Here is a 21,312-nt window from a genome sequence, read left to right on the forward strand (position 1 = left end):
CGGCTCAAGCGGTGATGGACGCGGGCCGCCGCACCACATGCAGTGCTTCGGCCAAGGCGGGCGGCTCGCCGGGATGCCAGGCGGCGGCGACGAAGCGGTCCGGCCGGAGAAGGACCAGCCGGCCGCGGTAGGCGGCGAACTCCGCGTTCAGCCGCCCGTCGAGGTCGAGCAGGGCCGGGATGCCGCCTGTCGGTGGCAGCTTCTCGTCGACGGGGATGTGCGCGAGGGCCGGGGAAAGCGGCTCGACGGCCTCGGCCGCGCGGAGCAGGGGCCTCGAATCCGTGGCGACCCCGAGCAACGCCCAGCCGCGGCCGAGCGCCCGGTCGAGGAGGGCGATCCGGCGGGCGGCGGTGTCGAAGACGAACGGCTGGCCGACCGCGACGCCGACACCGTCGCCGCCGGCGGTGCGCAGGCCGGACCGATAGGTGTGCGGTGGGCGGTAGCGCATGTTCTCGAAGAACGCTCGCCCGGCCTCGGTGCGCAGGGCCCGGCCGATCAGGCGGTCCCGGTGGTGGGCCAGGCGGGGGTCGGTCGTCATCACGACTCGCCGGAGCCGTTCGGACAGCCGGACCGTGGCTTCGGCGTGCGGACGGCGTTCGGTCTCGTAGGTGTCGAGCGCGCTGTCGTCGAGGCGTCCGGCCAGGACGTCCGCGATCTTCCAGGCGAGGTTGGCGGCGTCGCGGACGCCGGAGTTCAGGCCCTGTCCCGCGAACGGGGGCATCATGTGGGCCGCGTCGCCGAGCAGGAAGAGGTTTCCCGCCCGCCACCGATCGGCGACGACGGCGTTGAAGCGGTAGGCGACCGCCCGCTGGACCTGGGCCGGCGTGATGGTCCGATATGGAGCCAGCAGCCGGCGGATCAGGTCGAAGGAGGGTGGCTGCCCGGCTTCGCCTTCGCCGGGCAGCAGGCGGAACTCGTAGCGGCACCGGCCGCCGTCACCCGGGATGATCACGTGGGGCCGGCGCGGATCGCCGTGGTGCATGCCGTACCGCTCGTCGTGGTCGTCTCCGACGGTGTCGACGACCAGCCACACGTCCGGGTAGCTGCGCCCGGACATGCCGATGCCCGCCAGCTCGCGGACGGCCGAGCGGCCGCCGTCGCACCCGAGGACGTAGGTCGCGCTCAGCTCGCCCCGGTCGGTGTGCACGCGGACGCCGCCGGTGTACTGGGTCAGACCGGTCACCGTCGTCTCCATCCGGAGGTCTACGCCCGGGTGCGCGGCCAGGTGATCGGCCAGTTCCCGCTCGAGGTCCGGCTGCGCGAACGGGTTCTTGAACGGATACCCGAGCCGCAGCGGCTGTTCGGCTCGGGCGTGGAAGGCGAGCTCCCCGGTTGCGCCGTAGTACCGGGTGCCGGTGCCGGGGACGATGATCCGCAGCACCCGGGCGGCCAAGCCGGCCCACTGGTAGACGCGCAACGCCTCGTCGTCGATGCTGATCGCTTTCGCCTCGTCGCTGGTCGACGCGTTGCGCTCCAGGACGACGACCCGAACGCCGTAGGCGGCCAGCAGGGCGGCGGCGGTCATCCCGACCGGGCCCGCGCCGACGACCGCGACGTCCGCCTCTCCGGCGGTGCCGAAGCTGACTGGATCGTCCACGGAGCCTCCTCGATGCGCTGTCGTCGGCCGATGCTAACCACGCCAGTGTCCTGTAATCAAGGACAGCAGTTACGAAATACAGGACACCCGAGTCCGAGAGGGTAAGTTAGGCCAAAAGGAGTACATACGCTCGCTCTGTCCCGCATGGTAGAAGTGGTGTCGCTTATAGCAGGACAAGCCGATCGGAAGGAGTCACGCGAGATGCTCGACGTGACAACGGAGTGGATCACCCTCGGCACCGCCGACGGCCCCATGCGAGTGCACTGCGCCCGGCCGGAGGCGCCGCCGGGGCGGGCGGTGGTCGTCCTGCAGGAGGCGTTCGGCGTCAACGACCACGTCCGCGACCTCGCCCACCGGTTCGCCGAGCGCGGCTACCTCGCCCTGGCCCCGGAACTGTTCCACCGCACCGGCTCCGCGGTGATTCCCTACGACGACCACGACCAGGCCGTCGCCCTGATCGGCGAACTCGGTGTCCGTGAGATCACGACGGACGTCGGCGCCGTGCTGCGGCACCTCGAGGACGGCGAAGGGCTGGCGGTGGACCGGACCGCCGTCGTCGGGTTCTGCTTCGGCGGCCGCGCCGCGTTCACCGCGGCGACCGCGACGCCCGGCCTGGGTGCCGCCGTCGTGTTCTACGGGCCCGGCATCGCGGCCGGCCCGCACGCCGTGCTGGACCGGGCGGAGGCCATCACCGCGCCGCTGCTCCTGCACGTCGGCGCCGACGACCCCACGATCCCCGAGGCGCACGTCGCCGCGATCGACAGCGCGCTGGCCGAATCCGGCGTCGACTTCGCGCAGCACGTCTACGACGGCGCTGGGCACGCCTTCGCCTGTGACGCACGACCGCACATGTACTCCGCCGACGCCGCGGAGACGGCCTGGGCCCGCACCTACTCGTTCCTGGAGGACCACCTGCCCGCGGACCGGGCGGGCGCGACGGTGGTGCGGGAACGCCTGGACGTCTTCCCGTTCACCGCCCCGGCGCGCGTGCTGCATCGCCGGGAAGACCTGCTCCTGCAGCGCCCGGACGGCGGACCGTTCCGCATCGGCGCGGGCCTGACGCCGCTGGAAGCGGTGCGGTACGACACCGCCTTCGCGCCGGAGAAGCTCGAGCCACCGCGCGGCGTGTACGAAGGTGCTCGCCTGCGCTTGGAGTGGCAGATCATGAACTTCCGGCAGCCCTTCTACCACCGCAACGCCGACGTCGACGAACTGTCGTACCAGATCGCCGGCGAGCGGACGCTGATGACCGAGCACGGCACCGTCGAGCTGCGCGCCGGGGACTTCTCGCGGATTCCCCGCGGGGTCGCCCACGACAACTACGGGCGCGAGGAGAGCCATCTGCTGTTCTACCTCCCCGCGCCGGTCGAAGAACTCGCCGCCCCGGTGCGGTCGGCGGACTTCCTGCTCCCCCCGTTCCCCGGCTGGCAGGCCGAGCCGAAGAACGAAGTGCTCACCGAATGCCTCGGGGGCCCGGAACACGACGTCGCCTACTCCGCGGTGGACGAGCGGTTGCTGCTGGCCCAGGCCGGCGCCGAACCGGACCGGATCACCGTGCTGCGCGCCGACGACACCGCGTCCGGAACCACCTGGCTGTACCGGTCCGCCGAGGTCATGATCGGCCGGACCCGGGCCGAGCGCTCCGCCGGGAGCGAATACGTCCGCCACCTCGACGTCGACGAGATCCAGTACCAGATCGACGGCACGCGGACCCTGGTCACCCAGCGCGGGGCCCTGCGGCTGGAGCCGGGGGACTTCGTGCGGATCCCCGTCGGGGTCGCGTTCACCAGCCTGCACGACGAGCCCAGCACGCACCTGACGCTCGTCTCCACACAACCCGTGCCGCAGGTCGCGCCGACCGCGAAGAAGGCCGAACCCGTCACGGCCGGCGACCTGCGCCGGCTCCGCCAGCGCTGAGGAAGGCACCCCCGATGACCACCATGCTCGCCCTGCGCGCCACCTCCGCCGTCGAGCCACTGCGGCTGGCGGAGATTCCCGTCCCCGAACCGGGGCCCGAGGACGTCCTGGTAAAGGTGTCCTCGGCGGGACTCGCCCCCGGCATGATGGCGATGCTCGCCATGGGCATGTTCAAGCACCTGCCCACGACCGTCGGCCACGAGGCCGCCGGCACCGTCGAAGCGGTCGGCGACGCCGTCGATCCGGCGCTCGCCGGACAACGGGTCCGCGTCCACGCCATGCTGTCCTGCCGCTCGTGCGCGTTCTGCCGCGCCGGCCACGAGCAGATGTGCACCGACGCCGCGATGCTCGGCGGCGCCGCGTTCGGCACCGGTCCGCTGGAGCTCTACGGCCGCTACCACCACGGCGGCCTCGCCGGATACGTCCGCGTGCCGCACTGGCAGGTCGACGTGCTGCCGGACGCCGTCTCCTTCGACGTGGCGGCGAAGGTCCACGACCTCGGCACCGCCGTGAGCGTCCTCAAGCAGGCGAACCTGCCCCTGGGCGGGACCCTGGTCGTCACCGCGGCGACCGGCGCGATGGGCGCCGCGACGATCAAGCTCGCCCCGTTCTTCGGCGCGGGCCGCCTCGTCCTCGTCGGCCGGTCGGCGAAACGCCTGGACGCCCTGCGCGCCATCGCCGGCGTGCCGGTGGACACCGTCGCACTGGAGGAACTCGGCGCCGACTGGGCCACGACCGGAGGGCTGACGCGCCGGATCCGGGACCTGGTACCCGGGGGAGCGGACGCCGTCGTCGACCTGATCCCGCAGGGACCGGCGACCGCGCAGGCGCTCACCGCGCTCGCCACCGGCGGCACCCTGGTCCACCTCGGGGGCAACTTCACCCCGCTGGAGCTGCCGCCCGCCGCGCTGATGGTCAACCTGTGGCGGCTCGTCGGCACCCGGGCCTGCGGCCGGACCGACACCGACCAGGTGCTCGCCCTCCTCGCGTCCGGGGCCCTGCACCTGGACGACCTGATCACCCACCGGTTCCCGCTCGCCGAAGCGCTCGAGGGAATCGAATCGATGCGAAGCCGGCCCGAGCCCATGTGGATGAGCGTGGTCCGGCCGTGAACCCTGCTACCCCGGAGGATCCTGTGACCGAACCGTACATCGACCGGCCCCTCGTCCTGCACATGCAAGCCGACTGGGGCGGGGCGAACCTGACCCGGGTGTGCGGCTGGCTCGGCATGGAGCTGACCGCGCGCACCGCGCCCGGCACACGCGTCGCGATCTGGAACGGCCGCGGGTTCGTCGACAACGTGCGGGCCCTCGGCCGCGGCGAGGTCGACCTCGCGATCGCCACGCCGGCGCCGTTCATCCGGATGGCGCTCGACGGGCGTGGGCCGTACGAGGGGGAGGCGTTCCCCGGCCTGCGCGCGGTCGGCGTGGTCCCGCAACGGGATCGCCTCGTCTTCGCCGTCCGCAACTCCTTCGGCGTCACCACGTTCGAGGAGCTGCGAGCCGCCAAACCGCAGCTGACCGTGACGACGTCCGGGCACGACGGGGTCAGTCACGTCGGCATGGCCATGCACGAGCTGCTCACCCGCAGCGGGGTCGACATCGAGGGCTGGGGCGGGAAGCTCCTGGGGCACGAGCTGCCGACGGACTGCCTCGCCGACGTTCTCGACGGGCGGGCCGACGCCATCGTGCACGAGGCGGTCATGCTGCCCGGCTGGCAGGAGATCGGCGAAGACCTCGCCTTCCTGCCGGTCGAGCCGGAGGTGCTGGCCGGTCTCGAGGAGGATTTCGGCTGGCCGGCCGCCGACGTCCCGGACGATTACTTCCCCGGCACGCCGGGGTTCCGCACCCTCGACTTCAGCGACTTCCTCGTCATGGTGCGGGAAGAAATGCCCGAGGACGTCGCGCACGCGTTGGCGTGGATCCTCGGCGAGACGCGGGAAATGCTGGAGCAGCAGTACCGGCACCTGCTCCCGGAGCGATCGCCGGTGACCTACCCGTTGGACCCGGTCACGATGGGGCGCGCGCCGATCCCGTTGCACCCGGGCGCGGCGGCCTACTACGACAGTCTCGGCGGATGACGGACGCGCGGCGCCTGGCCGCGGTGGCCTCCCGGGCCTTGGCCGCCGCCGGGCACGGGGACATGGTGTGGGGTCACGTTTCCGTGCGCGATCCCGACGGGCGCGGCGTCTGGATCAAGGCACCCGGCTGGGGCCTGGAAGAGGTCCGCGACGACCGGGTCCAGCTGGTGTCGTTCGACGCCGAGGTCCTCGCCGGTGATGGTGGCCCGCACAAGGAATGCCACATCCACCTGGAAATCCTCCGGCGGCAGCCGGAGCTGACCAGCGTGGTGCACACACACGCGCGTGGCTCGGTGTCCTTCGCGGCTCTGGCCGTGCCGCTGCTGCCGCTGTCCCACGACGGCGCCCTGTTCGCGGGGGAGGACGTCCCGAGGTTCGCCGGGACCGGCGGGCTGATCAGCACCCCGGCCCTCGGCCGGGACCTGGCCGCCGCTCTCGGCGACGCACCCGCCGCGCTGATGCCGCACCACGGGCTGGTGGCCGCCGGCCGGACCGTGGCCGCGGCGGTCATGCACGCGGTCCTGCTGGACCGCGCCTGCACGGCTCAGCTCACCGCGATGGCCGCCGGGCCGGTGCGCTCCTGGTCCGGCCCGGCGGAGGCCAGGGCGAAGGCGGCCGAGTGCTGGCCGGAAAGCCAGCTGGTGGCGGGGTTCGACTACCTCGTCCGGCGAGCTGGGACGAGGGATTGACCTCGCCGTGGCCGAAATGCTTGCTGTGAGCCGCAAAACGGGCCTCTTCGACGCATGGTCCGAGCCGGTTCCCAATGGTTCTTACCAATCAGTTACGGAGGTCTGTCGGCGGTGTCTGCCGAGGTGTGGAGTCACTAACGTCTGTCCCTGCCGCCGTCCCATTATCCCTTGCGGCGCAAGGAAAGGACGAGTAGATGACAATGTTCCCGGTCCGTCGCCTGCTGGCGGAGTTCGCCGGCACGGCCATCCTGTGCCTGTTCGGCATCGGCGCCGCGGTGTCCGTCGCGGCGGCTCGTGCGGGCGGGCCCGGTCTGCTGATCATCGCGTTGGCGCACGGGCTCGCACTGGCCATCGCCATCTACGCCTTCGGTTCGGTGTCGGGCGGGCACTTCAACCCGACGGTCACCGTCGCGCTGGCCGCGCGGAGGCGGTTTCCCTGGCGGGAGGTCCCCGCCTACGTGGTCGCGCAGCTCGCCGGCGGCGTGCTCGGTGCCGCACTGGTCTACGCCACCTACGGCGACACAGCCACCGCCGCCGGGCTGGGCGCCACGACCTTCGGCAGCGGGGTCGGCTACGTCCAGGCGCTGGCGGCCGAGGCGATCGGCGCTTTCATCCTGGTCACGGCGGTGTTCGCGCTGGCTGTCGCGCCGACCGCGCCCAAGGGCGTGGCCGGGATCGGGATCGGGCTCGCCCTGGCCACCCAGATCATGGTGTTCGGTCCGCTCACGGGCGCCTCGGTGAACCTGGCCCGCACCTTCGGCCCGGACACGGTGCTGGCCCTCGCCGGCCAGGATGCGGCGTGGTCGCAGCTTTTCGCCTACCTCGCCGGCCCGCTCGCCGGCGGTCTGGCCGCCGCGTTCCTGTGCGACTACCTCATCACCCGCCGGCCGGCGGTCGAGGTCGGGGTGTGAGGTGAACGGCGAAGACCCGTGCCGCGCCTGTGCTCTGCGAACCGCGGCCGCACTCGGCTGGACTCTCGACGACGCCCCGCCCACGGTGACGCTGCGGCATCGTTGCCCGCCGGACCGGAACAACCGACCCGAGCCGACGGGCACCTCGCTGCCGGAGCATCACGGGCGCCCGCGGTAGGTGGCTCACGCCGTGAAGCCGCCGTCGACCGGGACGCCAGGAAATCGCCGATCGGCTGGTCATCTCTCCTCGCGCGGTGAGCACACATCCGCGACGGTGCCCGCCCATGAGGCCGAACGGGTTCAGACGCCGAGATGGCCGAGGGCGTCCTCGACCACGCGCGCGACGAACGCGGCGTCCAGCGGCTCGCGGGAGAACCAGCGACGGTAGAACAGCGGGCCGGCGACGGCGGCGGTGACGTCGGCCGGCCCGCGATCCGCGGCGAGCTCGCCGCGAGTTCGCGCGCGTTCGGCCACCACGCCGAACGGAGCCATCAACCGGGCGTGCAGATCCGCATGAAGCCCGGCCAGCTCGGGCTCGCGCTCGGCGGCGTCCACGATGGAGGGCAGGACCGCCGCCCAGCGGGCGCTCCGCAGCTGCTCGGCCAGCGCCTCGGTCAAGGCGGCGAGATCCCCGCCGAAGCTGCCCGTGTCGGGAACCGGAGGCGCCGACCCGATCGTCGAGCACGCCTCGACCAGCAGCGCGGCCCGCGACGGCCAGTGGCGGTAGATCGTGGTCTTGGAGACGCCGGAGCGTCGTGACACCTCGTCGATGCTGACACCGCCGATGCCGCCCGCCGAGAGCAACTCGTACGTCTGGGCGAGCACCGCGGTCTTGGACCGCTGGACTCGAGCGTCGACGAAGTCCCCGGATCGGGCCACGTGGTGATCTCCGTTCCTTGTCCGCAGCGAAACAGTACGGTACTGTACCGTACTGTTTCGTGGAGCCGGACGGTCCGGCTCGCCGGGAGCAGCCAGGAGAACGCCTTGAAGCTCGCCTCAGTACGCCTCGTCACCGATGACCTGCCCGCCCTGACCGCTTTCTACTCCACGCTCACCGAGACCGAGCCGGTGACCCCCTACGGGTCCGGCGACTACGCCGAACTGCACACCGAAGGCGGCATCATCGCGCTGGCCGACAGCGCGGCGGTCAAGCGTTTCAACAACAACGCCGCCGAGGCCGCCGCCAACCGATCCGCCATCATCGAATTCGAGGTCGACGACGTCGACGCCGAACGCGCCCGCCTGGACGACCAGGTCGCCGACTGGGTCCAGGAACCCACCAACCAGCCATGGGGAAACCGGTCGATGCTCTTGCGCGATCCCGACGGCAACCTCATCAACCTCTACTCCACCGGACACTGAACGGCACCGGCAGAGGAATCTGCGGCGACATCATCTTCATCGCGGGCGCCACCTCCGGCATCGGGCTCGGCGGCGCTGCCAGCCACGGTTGCGGCGTGGCTGCTCGAGTCCATCACGGTCCTTCCGCCGACCACGGCACCGCGGCACCCGGATGACGTTGCGCAACCGCGGTGAGCCGAAAGGCCACCGATGGCACCGGCCTCACGACCGGGGTGGCGCAGCCGGCTGCGTGGCTGGTGGCCGGCACGCTCGTGCCGATCCTGGTCACCGACCGCCGCCGCTACCTGTCCGCCAAGAGCGTCCGGCTTCGCCACGCACACCCCCTGGCGGCCGTCTGACCGGGCTGCTGCTCGTAGCGGATCAGGGGAGGTGGGCGATGGCGACGAAGTACTCGAGTCGACGCAGACGCACGGCAGCGGCTCACTGTTCAGGGCCGGTCAGGCCGTGGAGGACGAGGTTCGTGACGGCGTCGGCAACGCGGCTGTCGCCGGGGTCGTCGGCGGGCAGGGCGTGGTTGAGACCGGCGAGCATGGCGCCCACGGCCGCCGCCAGCAGCTCGTGGTCGCCCGGGAGCGGCTGCCCGCGGTCACGCCGGTTCTCCAGGTGCCGGCGCAGCGGAGCCGTCCAGGCGGTCAGCTCGTCCCACAACCGTCCGGAGGCCGGTGCGGCGGCGGTCGCCTGCTGCAGCAGGGCGATGGCGGTGGGACGGTGGGTGCGCAGCGCCGTCCAGCAGGCCGTGACGTGCTCGCGGATCGGGTCGTCGCCCAGCGGCTCCGGGGCCGGTGTCTCGGTGAGTTCGCCGCGCAGCACGGCGAGCAGCTGCTCCTTGCCGGTGAAGTGGGTGTAGAAGGAGCCGACGGCGCGGCCGGCCGCGGCGGCGATGTCGGTGATCTTGGTGTCGAGGTAACCGCGTTCGCCGAACAGCCGTTTCGCCGCGGCCAGCAGGTCGGCCCGGGTGCGGCTCGCGAGTTCGTCCCGGCCCCCCATCAGCCCGTCAGGCGGGGGAGGAGATGCCGGGCGGATTCGTGGAGCTGGTCCTGCACGGTGCCGAGGTCGACGCCGAGGAGAGCGTGGCCGCGCTTGCGCCAGCGGCCGGCGATCATGACCGCCTCGACGTCACCGGCGGACGCGTACAGTGCCGACGCGATCGGATTCGCCGTGGCCCCCTCGATGACGACGAGGTCGGCCTGCATGCCCGGCTCGATCCGGCCGACGCGGTCGGCGAGCCCGAGTGCGCGTGCGCCTTCGACCGTGGCCCAGGCCAGCGCCTGCTTGGCGGTGATCGTCGCGGTGACCGAGAACGACCCGGTGGCCTGACGGTGGTCGTCGTGGTCGTGACCGCGCTGGTGTGCCAGGGCGATCCGGGCGGCGGAAAGCACGTCGCCGGGGGTGACGGCGTCGGTGTCCGTGCCGAGCGACGGTGCGGCGCCCAGCCGGAGCAGCTGCCCGGTGAGCGGAAAGCCGTGGCCCTGGCCGAGTTCGTTCTCGGGGGTGCTCGTGAAGCCGGCGCCGGCGTCGACGAGCGTCTTGAGCCAGTCGCCGGTGAGCCCGGCGCCGTGGACGACGTTCGTCCGAGGACTCAGCAGCCCGGCGTCCCGCACCGCCTCCCACCCGGGCCCGGGCTCGCCGCCGCTCTGGTGCAGGGACACCACGAGCCCGCGCTCGGCCGCGGCACGGAAGTCGGCGACCGCGGTGTCCGGAGTGGACAGTTGCGGGCCGCGGACGGCCATGCCGAAGGTGAGCAGCGGGCCGCCGGGCAGCCGGTCGATCTCGCCGACGGGGTGGGCCGCGTCGGGCGCGGAGTACGGGGTGCCGTGGAGGAACACCCCGCGGATGCCGGACGCGCGGAGGCCGTCGACCGCCGCGTCGGTGTGGTCCGGGGTGGGGGTGTTGTGGCACCAGTCGCCCAGGGTCGTCGTGCCGCGTTCGAGCTGGCTCAGCGCACCGGCCAGGGTGCCGATCCGCATGTCCTCGGGGCGGTAGTGCCCGGCCGCCGCGCCGTGCATGCGGCCGAGGTAGTCGGCCAGCGTCCAGTCCGCACCCACGCCTCGCAGCGCGGTCTGCCACGTGTGCAGGTGGGCGTTGACCAGGCCGGGCAGGACGATCCGGCCGGTCACGTCGACGACTTCCGCGCCGGTCGCGTCGAGGCCTTCGCCGACCCCGGCGACGCGGTCGCCGTCGACGAGGACGTCGGCGCGTTCGGCGTCGGGCCGGCGCGGGGCCATGGTGATCACGTGCGCGCCGCGCAGCAGGATGCGGCTCATCCGGTCACCTCCGGGGTCATCGTGCGGGCGGCGGTCCGGGTCGAGGCCAGGAAGTCCCGGGTCGCGATGTGGCCGAGATAGCCGTCGGGCCGGACGAGCAGGAGCGTGTCTCCCTCGACTCCGTAGCCGCTGAGGAAGCCGGGCCGGGCATCGACGGTGATCCGCCGGAGCGGCGCTCCGGCGGCGGGCCAGCCGAGCTCGTCGCTCGCCGCCGCGGCCTCCGGGCCGTACGCGACCACCGTGAAGTGTGGTCCCCGGTAGGCGTCGAACAGCCGTGAGCCGGGCAGATCGGCGTCCGGCGCGCGGTCGCCGGCCTGCAACGTCGTCGTGCGGTCGCTTCCGGACGGTGCGAGCGGGCCGCCGTGGTAGGTCAGGGACAGCTGCTGTTCGTCCTTGCCGCGGCGCAGGCTCGACGGGTCGAGTTTCGCGATGCCCGCGTACTTCTTCGTGGACAGGCCGAGCACGCCCGCGGCGATCGGGAGGCGTTCGGCTTCGTAGGTGTCCAGCAGCCACGGGTCGGCTCCGGCGATGACCTGGGCGAGTTTCCAGCCGAGGTTGTAGGCGTCCTGGACGCCGGTGTTGAGGCCCTGCGCGCCGGCGGGGGTGTGCACGTGTGCCGCGTCCCCGGCGAGGAGGACGCGGCCGCGGCGGTAGGCCTCGGCCAGGCGGATGTTGGGCCGGAACACCGACCGCCACCGGATGTCGCGCACGGCGATGGCCCGGTTGCGGGTGTGGGCCCGGATCCGCCGGGTGATCGCCTCCTCGCCCTCCGGCGGTTCTTCGTCCGGTGCCAGGCGGATCATCCACTGGAACAGCTCGGTCTGCGGCAGCGGGCAAGCGCCCGCGAACCGGCCCTTGACCCCCGGCCAGACGTGCCAGCGATCGCGGGACAGGCCGGAAGTGACGGCGTCGGCGATGAGCATCCGGTCCTGCTCGTGGGTCTCGCCGAGGAAACCCAGGCCGAGGAGCTTGCGGACGGTGCTCGCACCGCCGTCGGCGCCGACGAGGTAGCGGGCGGTGATCCGCTCGGTGCCGTCGTCTCCGGTGACGGTGGCGGTGACCGAGGTGCCGTCCTGCTCGAACCCGGTGAGTTCCCGGCCGTATTCGACCTTCCCGCCGAGCTGCCCGAGCCGGTCGTGCAGCACGGCGTCGGTGCGGTACTGCGGGATCAGCCGGGTGTTCGGGTACGGGACGCCGGTGCTGCGGTCGCGGTTGCGGAACATCCGCCACGGCACGGCCACCGGTCCCAGGTGGATGCCCAGGCGGGGGTAGTCGCTGCTGCCGGCGAGGACGCCGTCGAGCGCGCCGAGGTCGTCGAACACTTCCAGCGTCCGGGGCTGGATGCCCTTGGCGCGCGAGCCTTCGAAGGAGTGCGGGGCCTTGTCGACGACGCGGACGGCGAGGCCGCGGCGGGCCAGGTCGATCGCCAGGGTGGTGCCGGCCGGGCCGGCCCCGGCGATCAGGACGTCGAGGGGTGCGTTCATGGTTCGAGCCGATCCGGGTGGGGAACGGTGAACGACGCGACCAGGTCGCCGACGTCGTCCGGCCGTTCGAAGGGGGCCATGTGGCCGCATTCGGTGATGACGTGGGTCTGCCGCGGGCGCAGCAGTTCGCAGACGGTGTCGAGGTGGGGGATCGGGGTGACCTGGTCGTCGTCGCCCCACACCAGCAGGACCGGGATGCCCAGCCGGGCCGTGCTGCGGAACAGGTCCTGCCGCTCGTACAGCGGAAAGTCCTGCAGTGTCCGGAAGAACGCGTGGAGCGAGCCTTCGTACCGGTAGGCGTCCTGCACCATCGCGACCAGCTCCGCCGCGCGACCGGGGTCGCGGACGTTGTGCCCGAGGTGGTCTTCCAGCAGCCCGCGGCCGAAGCGCCGGGCGATGAAGCCGCCCACGACGTCGTTGCGCAGCAACAGTTGCGGCAGCGGACGCCGGGTCAGGCCGGCCGGTCCGGCGACGGCGAGCGTGGTCACGGTTTCGGGGGACAGGTTCGCGTAGGCCATCGCGACCAGGGCACCCATCGACGTTCCGACCACGTGCCGCGGTGACGTGAGGTCGAGCGCCGTGGTCAGCTCGGCGAGCTGGCGGACGAACAGCGCTTCGTCGTAGCGGCCCCGGATCCGGTCGGAGTAGCCGCGGCCGTAGGCGCTGTAGGCCAGGGTGCGCAGACCGCGGGCGTGCAGCCGGGTGGCGAGTCCGTCCCAGTAGGACAGTGGGATGGTGAGACCGCCGACCAGCACGGCGAGTTCCCCGGTCTCGGGACCGGTCAGCTCGTAGTGCGTCACCCCGTCGGACAGGGTGACGAAGCTGCCGCGCAGTGCTCGCCGCGTTTCCGGGTCGAGCCTGCGGTCCTCGTCGGACGCGACGAAGTACTTCATCGCAGGAACTCCTCGATCGCCGCGGCCACCCAGTCGGGATCCTCTTCCGGCAGCAGGTGCCCGCCGCCGGGATGGACGCGCTCCAGAGCGCCGGGGATGTCGCGGGCGAAGTGCTGCCCGTCGACGGCGGCGCTGCGCAGGACCAGGGTGGGCACCGCGATCTCCGGGATTTCGGCGCTGCGGTCCGGCTGGTCGGTGTTGGCGAAGTCGACGAAGGCCGACCGGTTCCCCGGCAGGCCGGTGAGCGCGTGCACCCGGTCGACCATGGCGTCGTCCACGATCGCGGAGTTCGTCCCGACGGCTTCCCGCAGCCCGCGTTCGGTGGCGCTGCGCGGCAGCCAGCGCCGCAGCACCGGGCGCAGCACGGGGTTCCGGGCGAGCCGCAGCCCGGCGGGCAGCGTCTTCCCCGGGTAGCCGGTGGCGTTGATCAGCACCAGCGCGGCCACCCGCCCGGGGGCGTCGAGGGCGAGGTTCCACGCGACGTTGCCGCCGAGGGAGTTTCCGGCCACCGCGAAGTGCGGCAGGCCCAGCGCGGTCGTGAAGCGGGCGATCGTGCGCGCGTAGGTGCGGACGCGGTAGTCACGGTCGGGCCGCGGTCCGGTCCGTCCGAAGCCGGGCAGGTCCGGGCGGATGACGTCATGGGACGCCGACAGCAGCTCCGCGACCCGCTCGAAGCCCTCCAGCGACGACCCGCTGCCGTGCAGCAGCACCACGGCGGGGCCCTGACCTGCGCGGACGTAGTGGATCTGCTGGCCGTCGACCGGGATTGACTGGGTGTTCGTCATAATGGCAACAGTGTTGCCGTTATTATTGGGGGTGTCAACCGGGCGGCATACTGTCGGGCGTGACCAGTTCCTCTCCGCCCGCCGCGTCCGCCCGACGATCGCGGGGCCGTCCCGCCGTCCCGCTGGACCGGATCCTCGCCACGGCTCTGCAGCTCGTCGACGAGGAAGGCGCGGAAGCCCTGTCGATGCGGACCCTCGCCCAGCGGCTCGAATCCGGCACGGCCACGCTGTACCGCCACTTCGGCAACCGGGCGAGCTTGGTCACCCAGGTCATCGACCGGGTCTTCGGCGAGGCCGGCTTCGACGCGGAGTCGCTGGCCGGACTGAGCTGGGACCAGGCCTGCCGGACGGTCGCGCAGGCGATGTTCGAGGCCCTGGGCCGGCACCGGGGGATCGCGCCCCTGCTGATCGAGCAGACGCCGACCGGGCCGAACGCGATGCTCCTGCGAGAACGCTGTCTGGCCGCCCTGCTCGACGGCGGGTTCCCGCCGGACCGCGCCGCGCGCGCCTACGCCACGCTCGCGCGCTACGTCCTCGGCTTCGCGATCCAGCTCGCCGGATCGGGTGACAACGCCGAGCGGACGCGGGCGTCGGCGCACTTCCACGACGTGTCGCCGGCGCAGTTCCCGGCCACCCTCGCGGTTGCGGACTCACTGCCGGTGCCGCTGGAGGAGGAGTTCGCCTTCGGCCTGGACCTGATCGTCAACGGCCTGCGCGCGGGGGCAGCGGCGAGGTGAGGCCGGTGCCGGCCGCCCGGCGGGCCGGACTGGCTCGCGGTGGCGCTGGAGGGCAGTCGTCCCGGCTGCTCGCGAGGTAGACCTCTTCGAGCGTTCAGTCCGCGGTGCTGTCGAGGGACGGCAGGGGCCGGCTGCCGATGTCGTGGGCTTCGGCCGCGGTGAGGCCGAGCATGCGCAGCAGATCCTCGGTCACCTGGTCGGTCGTCGCGGCGTCGTCGCGTTCGGGCCGGCTGTGCAGCAGGTGGCCGAGGCCGAGGGCGGCGCCGGCGACCGTGACCATGGCGAGTTCGGTGTCGGTGACGGTGAAGCGGCCGGCGCGCACGGCGGCGTCGATGTCGCGGCGGGCCCGAGGGGCCAGCCCGACCTCCGAGTCGGCGAGTTCGAGCCCGTGGCGCAGGAGGACCTTGCTGAGTTCGGGATGCCTCCGGTGCAGGCGCCCGGTCAGCCGGAAGCTCTGCGCGAAGACCTGGGCCGGGTCGTCGAGGCCGGTCGTCAGCTCGTCCAGCAGGGCGCCGTGGGTGTCGAGGGCGTCCTCGACCGCCGCCTGGAAGAGCTGCTCCTTCGTCTCGAAGTGGTTGTAGAACGACCCCATCCCGACGTCCGCGGCCTGGGTGATCTCCAGGATGGGCACCGCGGTCTTCCCCTCCGCGACGAGTGCCTGGGCCGCCCGGATCAGGGCTGCGCGGGTGTGCGCCTTGCGCCGTTCGAGTCGGCTCGGCGCGTGCTCCGGCATCGGTGCTCCCGTTCTGGCTGGTCGTCGCCGCATCGTAGCGCACCGCGTCACTGCTGAGGAAATCGTCAGAAACCCTTGACTGACGATGTGCTCGTAACTGACGATATCGTCACCAATGGACGGAGGGAGCAGCCGTGGGCGATCCGCACAGCGGTCTGCACAGTGAGCGCGGCGCGCTCGCGGACGAGCATCCGGGCCGGGCGGCGAACCCGGTGATCAAGGTGCACGACCTGGCGTGGCTGGAGTTCGAGAAGCCGGACCTGGAGCGGGCGGAGGTGTTCGCCCGGGCCTTCGGGTTCACCCCGACGCTCGGCACCCGGCACGAGCTGCACCTGCGCGGCACCGACCCCGGCGCGCCGTGTGTGCTGATCCGCAAGGGCCCGCGGTCGAAGTTCCGCGGACCGGCGTTCCTGGCCGCAACGGCGGGCGACGTGCTGCGGCTGGCCGAAGTCACCGGGCGGCCGGTCGCCCCGCTGCCGGAGACACTGGGCGGCGTCGCCGTCGACCTGCCCGACCCGGGCGGCCTGCGCGTCCGGGTGGTCTCGGGCACCCACGAGCTGCCCGCGCTGCCGCCGCAGGAGCCGCACGCGTTCAACTTCGGCCTCGAGGTCCAGCGGGTCAACGCCACACAACGCCCGCCCCGCGCGCCGGCCCGGGTCCAGCGGCTGGGGCACGTGGTGCTGCAGACGACCCGCTACCGCGAGGCGCTGGACTGGTACCTGGACCACCTGGGCCTGATCGTCAGCGACTTCCTGTACTACCCGGGGCAGCGCGAGCGCGGGCCGGTGATGAGCTTCCTCCGCTGCGACCGGGGTGCCACCCCGGCCGACCACCACACGCTGGCCATGGTCCTCGGCCCGGCCGATCGCTACGTGCACTCCGCTTACCAGGTGGCCGACCTCGACGCGCTGGCCGCGGGCGGGGAGTACCTGCGCGAGCATGGCTACCACCACTCCTGGGGCATCGGGCGGCACATCGAGGGCAGCCAGCTCTTCGACTACTGGCGTGACCCGGACGGGTTCATGGTCGAGCACTTCAGCGACGGCGACCTGTTCGACCACACCGTGGCACCCGGCTGGGCCCCGCTGACCGCCTCCGGGCTGGCCCAGTGGGGACCACCCGCCACCGCCGACTTCCTCGGCGTCAAGCCGGGCAGGGAGTCGCTGCGCGAACTGCGCGCCGTGTTCGCGGCGCTCCGCGAAGACAACGAATTCGACGCCCAGCGCCTGCTGGGCCTGCTGAAAGCAGCCCGCTCATGAGCCTGACCGTCCTGCGTACCGCCGACGCCTGGTATGCCGCCACCCCGTCGGGGGCGGCGAAGATCGCCACGGCCGCGACGACGACCGCCGAACTGCTCGGTGACCGGGCGGCGATCACCGCCGCGGCCGGCGCCGCCGGCGCCGTGCCGGTGGCGTCGCTCGAGCTGCTGTCCCCGGTCACCGCGCCCTGCCGCGTGGTCGCCCAGATGACCAACTTCGCCTCGCACGTCACCGACGCCGGGATGGACCCGGCGACCGTGCCGCTGACGTTCTTCCGCAAGGCGTCCGGGTCGATCAGCGGTCCCTTCGACGACATCGTCAAACCGCCGCACGTGCGCCTGCTCGACTACGAGGTGGAGATCGGCCTGGTCGTCGGCCGCGAGATCCCGGTCGGCAGCGCCGTCACCGCCGTGCACGAGTACGTCGCGGGCCTGGTGGTCACCAACGACGTCTCCGCCCGTGACATCCAGCTGCCCCAGACCCAGTTCTACGAGGCCAAGTCGTACCCGACGTTCACCCCGGCCGGGCCCGCCCTCGTGCTCGTGGACGCCGCCGAGCTGAAGCGGTTCGCGGACCTGCGGCTGCGGCTGTCGGTCAACGGCACGGTGCGCCAGAACGCGGTCGTCGGCGAGGACATGCTCCACCGCCCGCTGCAGGCCCTTCAGGCGCTGGCCCGGTTCCAGCGGCTGGATCCCGGCGACCTGGTGCTGACCGGGACCCCGGCGGGCACCGCGTTGTCCGCACCGCCGAAGGTCGTGGAGAAGATCGCCTCGCTGCTGCCTGCCGCGCTGAAGTGGCAGCTGTTCTTCAAGGGGCAGGCGAAGAACTCCAAGTACCTCGCCGACGGCGACGTCGTCGAGGCGTCCGCCGCCACCGACGACGGGGCCCTCGACCTCGGCACCCAGCGCACGGTCGTGAGGTACCGGTGATGACCGTCGCTTCCCTGTGGCCCCGCTACGCCGGACCGGCCGACCTGGCCGCGATCGAAGCCGTCCCGCTCGCCGAGCGGCACCTGCCGGAGTCGACGTACGCCCTGCTCCGGCGGGCCGCCGCGGGGTGGCCGGACCGTCCGGCGACCACCGTGCTGCCCGACGCGGGACGGTGGCGCGAACCCGCCCGGCGCACCTTCGCCGAGCTGCTCGCCGACGTCCACCGCTACGCGAACCTGTTGCGGGCACTGGGTGTCCGGCGTGGCGACGCGGTCGCGCTGATGTCCCCGAACTGTGCCGACCTGATCCCGGCGACGCTCGCCGCCCAGCTCGCCGGGATCGCCGCGCCGCTCAACGGCGGCCTCTCCCGTGACCACCTCACCGAACTGCTCCGCCTTTCGGGCGCCCGCGTCCTGATCACCGCCGGTCCGGACCTCGCGCCGGAAACCTGGGCCACCGCACGGGATCTCGCCCCCGGGCTCGACGCGATCCTCGTGCTGCGCCCGACCGGCGCGGCAGGCGAACCGGCCGCGCTGCCGGCCGTCGACGGCGTCCGCGTGGGCTACCTCGCCGACCTCGCCGCCGCCCACGACGACTCCGATTTCGACGGCGAACCCCCGGTGGCGTCGGACCTGGCCGCGCTGTTCCACACCGGAGGCACCACCGGGGCCCCGAAGCTGGCCGCGCACACCCACGCCAACGAGGTCGCCGACGCCTGGATGATCGCGGCGAACTCGCTGCTCGACGTCGGTTCGGCGGTCTTCGCGGCGTTGCCGCTGTTCCACGTCAACGCGCTGGTGGTCACGCTGCTCGCGCCGTTGTTCAAGGGCCAGCACGCGGTGTGGGCCGGCCCGCTCGGCTACCGGGAACCCGCGCTGTACGGGCAGTTCTGGAAGATCGTCGAACACCACCGCATCGCCGCGATGAGCGCGGTCCCGACCGTGTACGCGGTGCTCGCCCAGTGCCCGGTGGACGCCGACATCGCCGGCCTGCGGTACGCCATGGTCGGCGCTTCGCCGCTGCCCGCGGCCGTGCGGGAGGGCTTCCAGGCCCACACCGGCGTCACGCTGGTCGAGGGGTACGGGCTGACCGAGGCCACCTGCGCGAGCGCCCGCAGCTTCCCCGGCGACCCGCGCCCCGGCACCGTCGGCCAGCGCCTGCCGTACCAGCGGATGAAGGTCGTGCATCCGGAAACGGGGGAGGAGCTGCCCCGCGGCAAGACCGGCGTGCTGGCCATCAGCGGCCCCACGGTGTTCCCGGGCTATGTCGTCGGGCGTGCCGGAAACGGGTACGTCCTGGACGGCCTCGGCAAGCTCCGCGACGGCTGGCTCGACACCGGCGACCTGGCCCGGCTCGACGCCGACGGGTTCGTGCACCTGGCCGGGCGGGCCAAGGACCTCATCATCCGCGGCGGGCACAACATCGACCCGGCGATGGTCGAGGACGCCCTGCTGGCCCACCCCGAGGTCACCGCGGCCGGCGCGGTCGGACGGCCCGACGAGCACGCCGGCGAGGTGCCGGTCGCCTACGTGACCCTGGCACCCGGGGCTGCGGTGACCGAGGAGGCCCTGCTGGGCTGGGCCGCCGGCCGCGTGCCCGAGCGCGCCGCCGCGCCGAAGGCCGTCACCGTGCTCGACGCGCTGCCCGTGACCGACGTCGGCAAGCCGTACAAGCTCGCCCTGCGCGCCGATGCCACCCGCCGGGCGCTCGCCGAGGCCCTCGGCCCGTTCGACGGCGTGGTGGTCGACGCGGTGATCGAGGACGGCACCGTGGTCGCCGCCGTCACCGTCCCGTCCGAAGTGGACGAACCGAAGGTGGCCGCCACGCTCGCCCGCTATCCCGTCCCTGCCCGCCTGAGCAGCCAAGGAAACCCGTGATCGCCCTGTCCGTCGTCGTGGCGGCCGTCTTCCTCCTCTTCGGTGCGGCCAAGCTGTTCGCGCTCGCGCCCATGCGGGAACGCGCCGCGCACGCCGGGTTCTCCGTCCCGGCCTACCGTGGCGTCGGCGCGCTGGAGATCGCCGGAGCCGCCGGGGTCCTGCTCGGCCTGGCCGTGCCGGTGCTCGGCGCCCTGGCCGCCACCGGCCTGCTGCTCCTCCTCGCCGGCGCTCTCGTCACGCACGTGCGCAGCCGGGACCGGGGCCGTGACCTCGTGCCGGCGCTGGTCTGCGCGGCGCTCGTCGCCGGCTACCTCGTGGTCCTCGGGGTGGCGCCGTGAAGGTGCCCGTCCTGATCGTCGGCGCGGGCCCGACCGGGCTGACCGCCGCGGCGCTGCTCGGCCGGTCCGGCGTCGAATGCCTGGTGCTCGAACGGCAGGACGCGGTCTATCCCCGGCCCCGCGCGGTGCACCTGGACGACGAGGTGTACCGCATCCTCGGCCGGCTCGGGCTGGCCGGGGAGTTCGCGGCCATCTCCCGGCCCTCCCGAGGGCTGCGGCTGCTCGATCCGGAGCTGCGGGTACTGGCGGAGTTCCGCCGTTCGCCGGACGGCCGGCACGGCCACCCGGAGGCGAACATGTTCGACCAGCCCGATCTGGAGCACCTGCTCCGCACCCGGCTGGAGACGATCGGCACCGTCACCCTGCGCGGAAACACCGAGGTCACCGGGATCCGGCAGGACGGGACCGGCGTGCGGGCCGAGGTGACCGACCGCGGCACCGGCGCGCGGGAGGTGATCCACGCGGAATACGTCCTGGGCTGCGACGGCGCCAACAGCCTCATCCGGACGTCGATCGGCGCGACGATGGCGGACCTGAAGTTCGCCCAGCGCTGGCTGGTGGTGGACGTGGCGGCCACGGCCGGCCTCGACCAGTGGGACGGCGTGCACCAGGTCTGCGATCCGCGCCGCGCGGCGACCTACATGCGCATCGGGAAGACCCGCCACCGCTGGGAGTTCCGGCTGCTGCCGGGGGAGACCGGCGACGATTTCGGCCACCTCGACCGGCTGCACCCGCTGATCGCACCGTGGACGGGGGACGTCCCGGCCGGCGACCTGGAGATCGTCCGCGTCGCCGAGTACACCTTCCGCGCGCGGATCGCGAACCGGTGGCGCTCGGGCAGGGTGTTCCTGCTCGGCGACGCCGCCCACCTCACCCCGCCGTTCATCGGCCAGGGCATGGGCGCCGGCCTGCGCGACGCGGCCAACCTCACCTGGAAACTCGCGGGCGTCCTCGGCGGAACCCTCCCCGAGAGCGCGCTCGGCACGTACGAGGCGGAACGCAAGCCGCACGCCCGCTCGATGATCCGGCGGGCGGTGCTGATCGGCAAGGCCATGACCGAAGGCGGCCGCTTCGGCACCCTCGTCCGCCGGGTCGCCGTGCCGCGCATGAACGGCCGGGTCTTCGACAGCGCCACGCCCGCCCTGCGCCGGTCAGCCCTGGTGGCGCGGCCCCGCTTCCGGCGTTCCCTGGCGGGACGGTTGTGCCCCAACGCCCTCCTCGACGACGGAACCCGCTTCGACGACGTTGCCGGCGGCCGCTTCGCCGTCGTCACCACGACCACGCCGTCGGAGACCGAGCGAGCCGCGATCCGGAAGTCCGGCGCGGTTCTCGTCCCCACCAGCCGGTCCGGGGAGCTGCGCCGCTGGCTGCGCACCGGCGCGGCCGTCGTCCGCCCGGACGGCACGGTGCTGAGCGCCGGCCCCCGCCTCTTCCGGATCCTGCGCCGGTACCCCTGA

The 21,312-nt window shown here is 72.9% G+C and carries 21 protein-coding genes; 13 read left to right on the forward strand and 8 right to left on the reverse strand.

Annotation, left to right across the window (positions count from 1 at the left end):
- Window positions 1-4: 4 nt before the first annotated feature.
- Entirely contained in the window at window positions 5-1,597 is a 1,593-nt protein-coding gene (locus tag AB0J55_RS01405) for a bifunctional 3-(3-hydroxy-phenyl)propionate/3-hydroxycinnamic acid hydroxylase (RefSeq protein WP_364241112.1), read from the reverse strand.
- Between the two features lie 201 nt (window positions 1,598-1,798).
- Between AB0J55_RS01405 and AB0J55_RS01410 the strand changes: the two genes are divergently transcribed.
- The 5 genes from AB0J55_RS01410 to AB0J55_RS01430 all read left to right on the forward strand — a co-directional run bounded on the left by AB0J55_RS01410 (window position 1,799) and on the right by AB0J55_RS01430 (window position 7,194).
- Window positions 1,799-3,514 (forward strand): dienelactone hydrolase family protein, encoded by a 1,716-nt coding sequence (locus tag AB0J55_RS01410; RefSeq protein ID WP_364241115.1) that lies wholly within the window; start codon window positions 1,799-1,801, stop codon window positions 3,512-3,514.
- Between the two features lie 14 nt (window positions 3,515-3,528).
- Window positions 3,529-4,626: an alcohol dehydrogenase catalytic domain-containing protein gene (locus AB0J55_RS01415; protein ID WP_364241118.1), complete on the forward strand. Its 1,098-nt coding sequence runs from the start codon at window positions 3,529-3,531 to the stop codon at window positions 4,624-4,626.
- A 23-nt stretch (window positions 4,627-4,649) separates the two neighbouring features.
- Window positions 4,650-5,594: a TAXI family TRAP transporter solute-binding subunit gene (locus AB0J55_RS01420; RefSeq protein ID WP_364241121.1), complete on the forward strand. Its 945-nt coding sequence runs from the start codon at window positions 4,650-4,652 to the stop codon at window positions 5,592-5,594.
- Window positions 5,591-6,283, forward strand: coding sequence for a class II aldolase/adducin family protein (locus AB0J55_RS01425; protein ID WP_364241123.1), 693 nt, complete (start codon window positions 5,591-5,593; stop codon window positions 6,281-6,283). Before AB0J55_RS01420 ends, AB0J55_RS01425 begins: the two co-directional genes overlap by 4 nt.
- Before the next feature lie 194 nt (window positions 6,284-6,477).
- Window positions 6,478-7,194 carry an aquaporin gene (locus AB0J55_RS01430; RefSeq protein WP_364241126.1) on the forward strand — a complete coding sequence of 239 codons (717 nt, stop codon included), beginning with the start codon at window positions 6,478-6,480 and terminating at the stop codon, window positions 7,192-7,194.
- A 300-nt stretch (window positions 7,195-7,494) separates the two neighbouring features.
- Here the strand turns inward: AB0J55_RS01430 and AB0J55_RS01435 are convergent, their stop codons facing one another.
- Complete coding sequence (locus AB0J55_RS01435; RefSeq protein ID WP_364241128.1) at window positions 7,495-8,073, reverse strand: TetR/AcrR family transcriptional regulator; 579 nt, start codon at window positions 8,071-8,073, stop codon at window positions 7,495-7,497.
- On the opposite strand from AB0J55_RS01435, the gene AB0J55_RS01440 reads away from it, so the two are divergent.
- Both AB0J55_RS01440 and AB0J55_RS01445 read left to right on the forward strand, forming a co-directional pair.
- Window positions 8,074-8,556, forward strand: coding sequence for a VOC family protein (locus tag AB0J55_RS01440; protein WP_364241131.1), 483 nt, complete (start codon window positions 8,074-8,076; stop codon window positions 8,554-8,556).
- A 170-nt stretch (window positions 8,557-8,726) separates the two neighbouring features.
- Window positions 8,727-8,894 (forward strand): hypothetical protein, encoded by a 168-nt coding sequence (locus AB0J55_RS01445; protein ID WP_364241134.1) that lies wholly within the window; start codon window positions 8,727-8,729, stop codon window positions 8,892-8,894.
- Between the two features lie 82 nt (window positions 8,895-8,976).
- Here AB0J55_RS01445 and AB0J55_RS01450 read toward each other — a convergent pair whose 3' ends face one another.
- From AB0J55_RS01450 to AB0J55_RS01470, 5 genes are read right to left on the reverse strand one after another with little or no spacing between them, the layout of a single operon-like run.
- Entirely contained in the window at window positions 8,977-9,543 is a 567-nt protein-coding gene (locus tag AB0J55_RS01450) for a TetR/AcrR family transcriptional regulator (RefSeq protein ID WP_364241136.1), read from the reverse strand.
- Window positions 9,543-10,820 (reverse strand): amidohydrolase family protein, encoded by a 1,278-nt coding sequence (locus AB0J55_RS01455; protein WP_364241139.1) that lies wholly within the window; start codon window positions 10,818-10,820, stop codon window positions 9,543-9,545. Before AB0J55_RS01455 ends, AB0J55_RS01450 begins: the two co-directional genes overlap by 1 nt.
- On the reverse strand, window positions 10,817-12,304 hold the full coding sequence (locus AB0J55_RS01460; protein WP_364241141.1) for an FAD-dependent monooxygenase: 1,488 nt from the start codon (window positions 12,302-12,304) through the stop codon (window positions 10,817-10,819). The genes AB0J55_RS01455 and AB0J55_RS01460 overlap by 4 nt, the downstream gene beginning before the upstream one ends.
- The gene (locus AB0J55_RS01465) at window positions 12,301-13,197 is read right to left on the reverse strand and encodes an alpha/beta fold hydrolase (protein WP_364241143.1); all 897 of its coding nucleotides are present in this window, start codon (window positions 13,195-13,197) and stop codon (window positions 12,301-12,303) included. The genes AB0J55_RS01460 and AB0J55_RS01465 overlap by 4 nt, the downstream gene beginning before the upstream one ends.
- Window positions 13,194-13,982, reverse strand: a complete 789-nt coding sequence (locus tag AB0J55_RS01470) for an alpha/beta hydrolase (protein WP_364241146.1) — start codon at window positions 13,980-13,982, stop codon at window positions 13,194-13,196. The genes AB0J55_RS01465 and AB0J55_RS01470 overlap by 4 nt, the downstream gene beginning before the upstream one ends.
- A gap of 59 nt (window positions 13,983-14,041) precedes the next feature.
- Between AB0J55_RS01470 and AB0J55_RS01475 the strand changes: the two genes are divergently transcribed.
- Complete coding sequence (locus tag AB0J55_RS01475; RefSeq protein ID WP_364241148.1) at window positions 14,042-14,719, forward strand: TetR/AcrR family transcriptional regulator; 678 nt, start codon at window positions 14,042-14,044, stop codon at window positions 14,717-14,719.
- Window positions 14,720-14,813: 94 nt separating this feature from the next.
- Here the strand turns inward: AB0J55_RS01475 and AB0J55_RS01480 are convergent, their stop codons facing one another.
- Window positions 14,814-15,452: a TetR/AcrR family transcriptional regulator gene (locus AB0J55_RS01480; RefSeq protein WP_364241151.1), complete on the reverse strand. Its 639-nt coding sequence runs from the start codon at window positions 15,450-15,452 to the stop codon at window positions 14,814-14,816.
- A gap of 134 nt (window positions 15,453-15,586) precedes the next feature.
- Between AB0J55_RS01480 and AB0J55_RS01485 the strand changes: the two genes are divergently transcribed.
- From AB0J55_RS01485 to AB0J55_RS01505, 5 genes are read left to right on the forward strand one after another with little or no spacing between them, the layout of a single operon-like run.
- Window positions 15,587-16,711, forward strand: a complete 1,125-nt coding sequence (locus AB0J55_RS01485) for a VOC family protein (protein ID WP_364241154.1) — start codon at window positions 15,587-15,589, stop codon at window positions 16,709-16,711.
- Complete coding sequence (locus tag AB0J55_RS01490; protein ID WP_364241157.1) at window positions 16,708-17,640, forward strand: fumarylacetoacetate hydrolase family protein; 933 nt, start codon at window positions 16,708-16,710, stop codon at window positions 17,638-17,640. Before AB0J55_RS01485 ends, AB0J55_RS01490 begins: the two co-directional genes overlap by 4 nt.
- Window positions 17,640-19,517: an acyl-CoA synthetase gene (locus tag AB0J55_RS01495; protein WP_364241160.1), complete on the forward strand. Its 1,878-nt coding sequence runs from the start codon at window positions 17,640-17,642 to the stop codon at window positions 19,515-19,517. Before AB0J55_RS01490 ends, AB0J55_RS01495 begins: the two co-directional genes overlap by 1 nt.
- Window positions 19,514-19,855 (forward strand): DoxX family protein, encoded by a 342-nt coding sequence (locus AB0J55_RS01500; RefSeq protein ID WP_364241163.1) that lies wholly within the window; start codon window positions 19,514-19,516, stop codon window positions 19,853-19,855. The genes AB0J55_RS01495 and AB0J55_RS01500 overlap by 4 nt, the downstream gene beginning before the upstream one ends.
- On the forward strand, window positions 19,852-21,312 hold the full coding sequence (locus AB0J55_RS01505) for a bifunctional 3-(3-hydroxy-phenyl)propionate/3-hydroxycinnamic acid hydroxylase (protein ID WP_364241165.1): 1,461 nt from the start codon (window positions 19,852-19,854) through the stop codon (window positions 21,310-21,312). The genes AB0J55_RS01500 and AB0J55_RS01505 overlap by 4 nt, the downstream gene beginning before the upstream one ends.

The sequence above is a fragment of the Amycolatopsis sp. NPDC049688 genome, assembly GCF_040674975.1.
Classification (GTDB): Bacteria; Actinomycetota; Actinomycetes; order Mycobacteriales; family Pseudonocardiaceae; genus Amycolatopsis.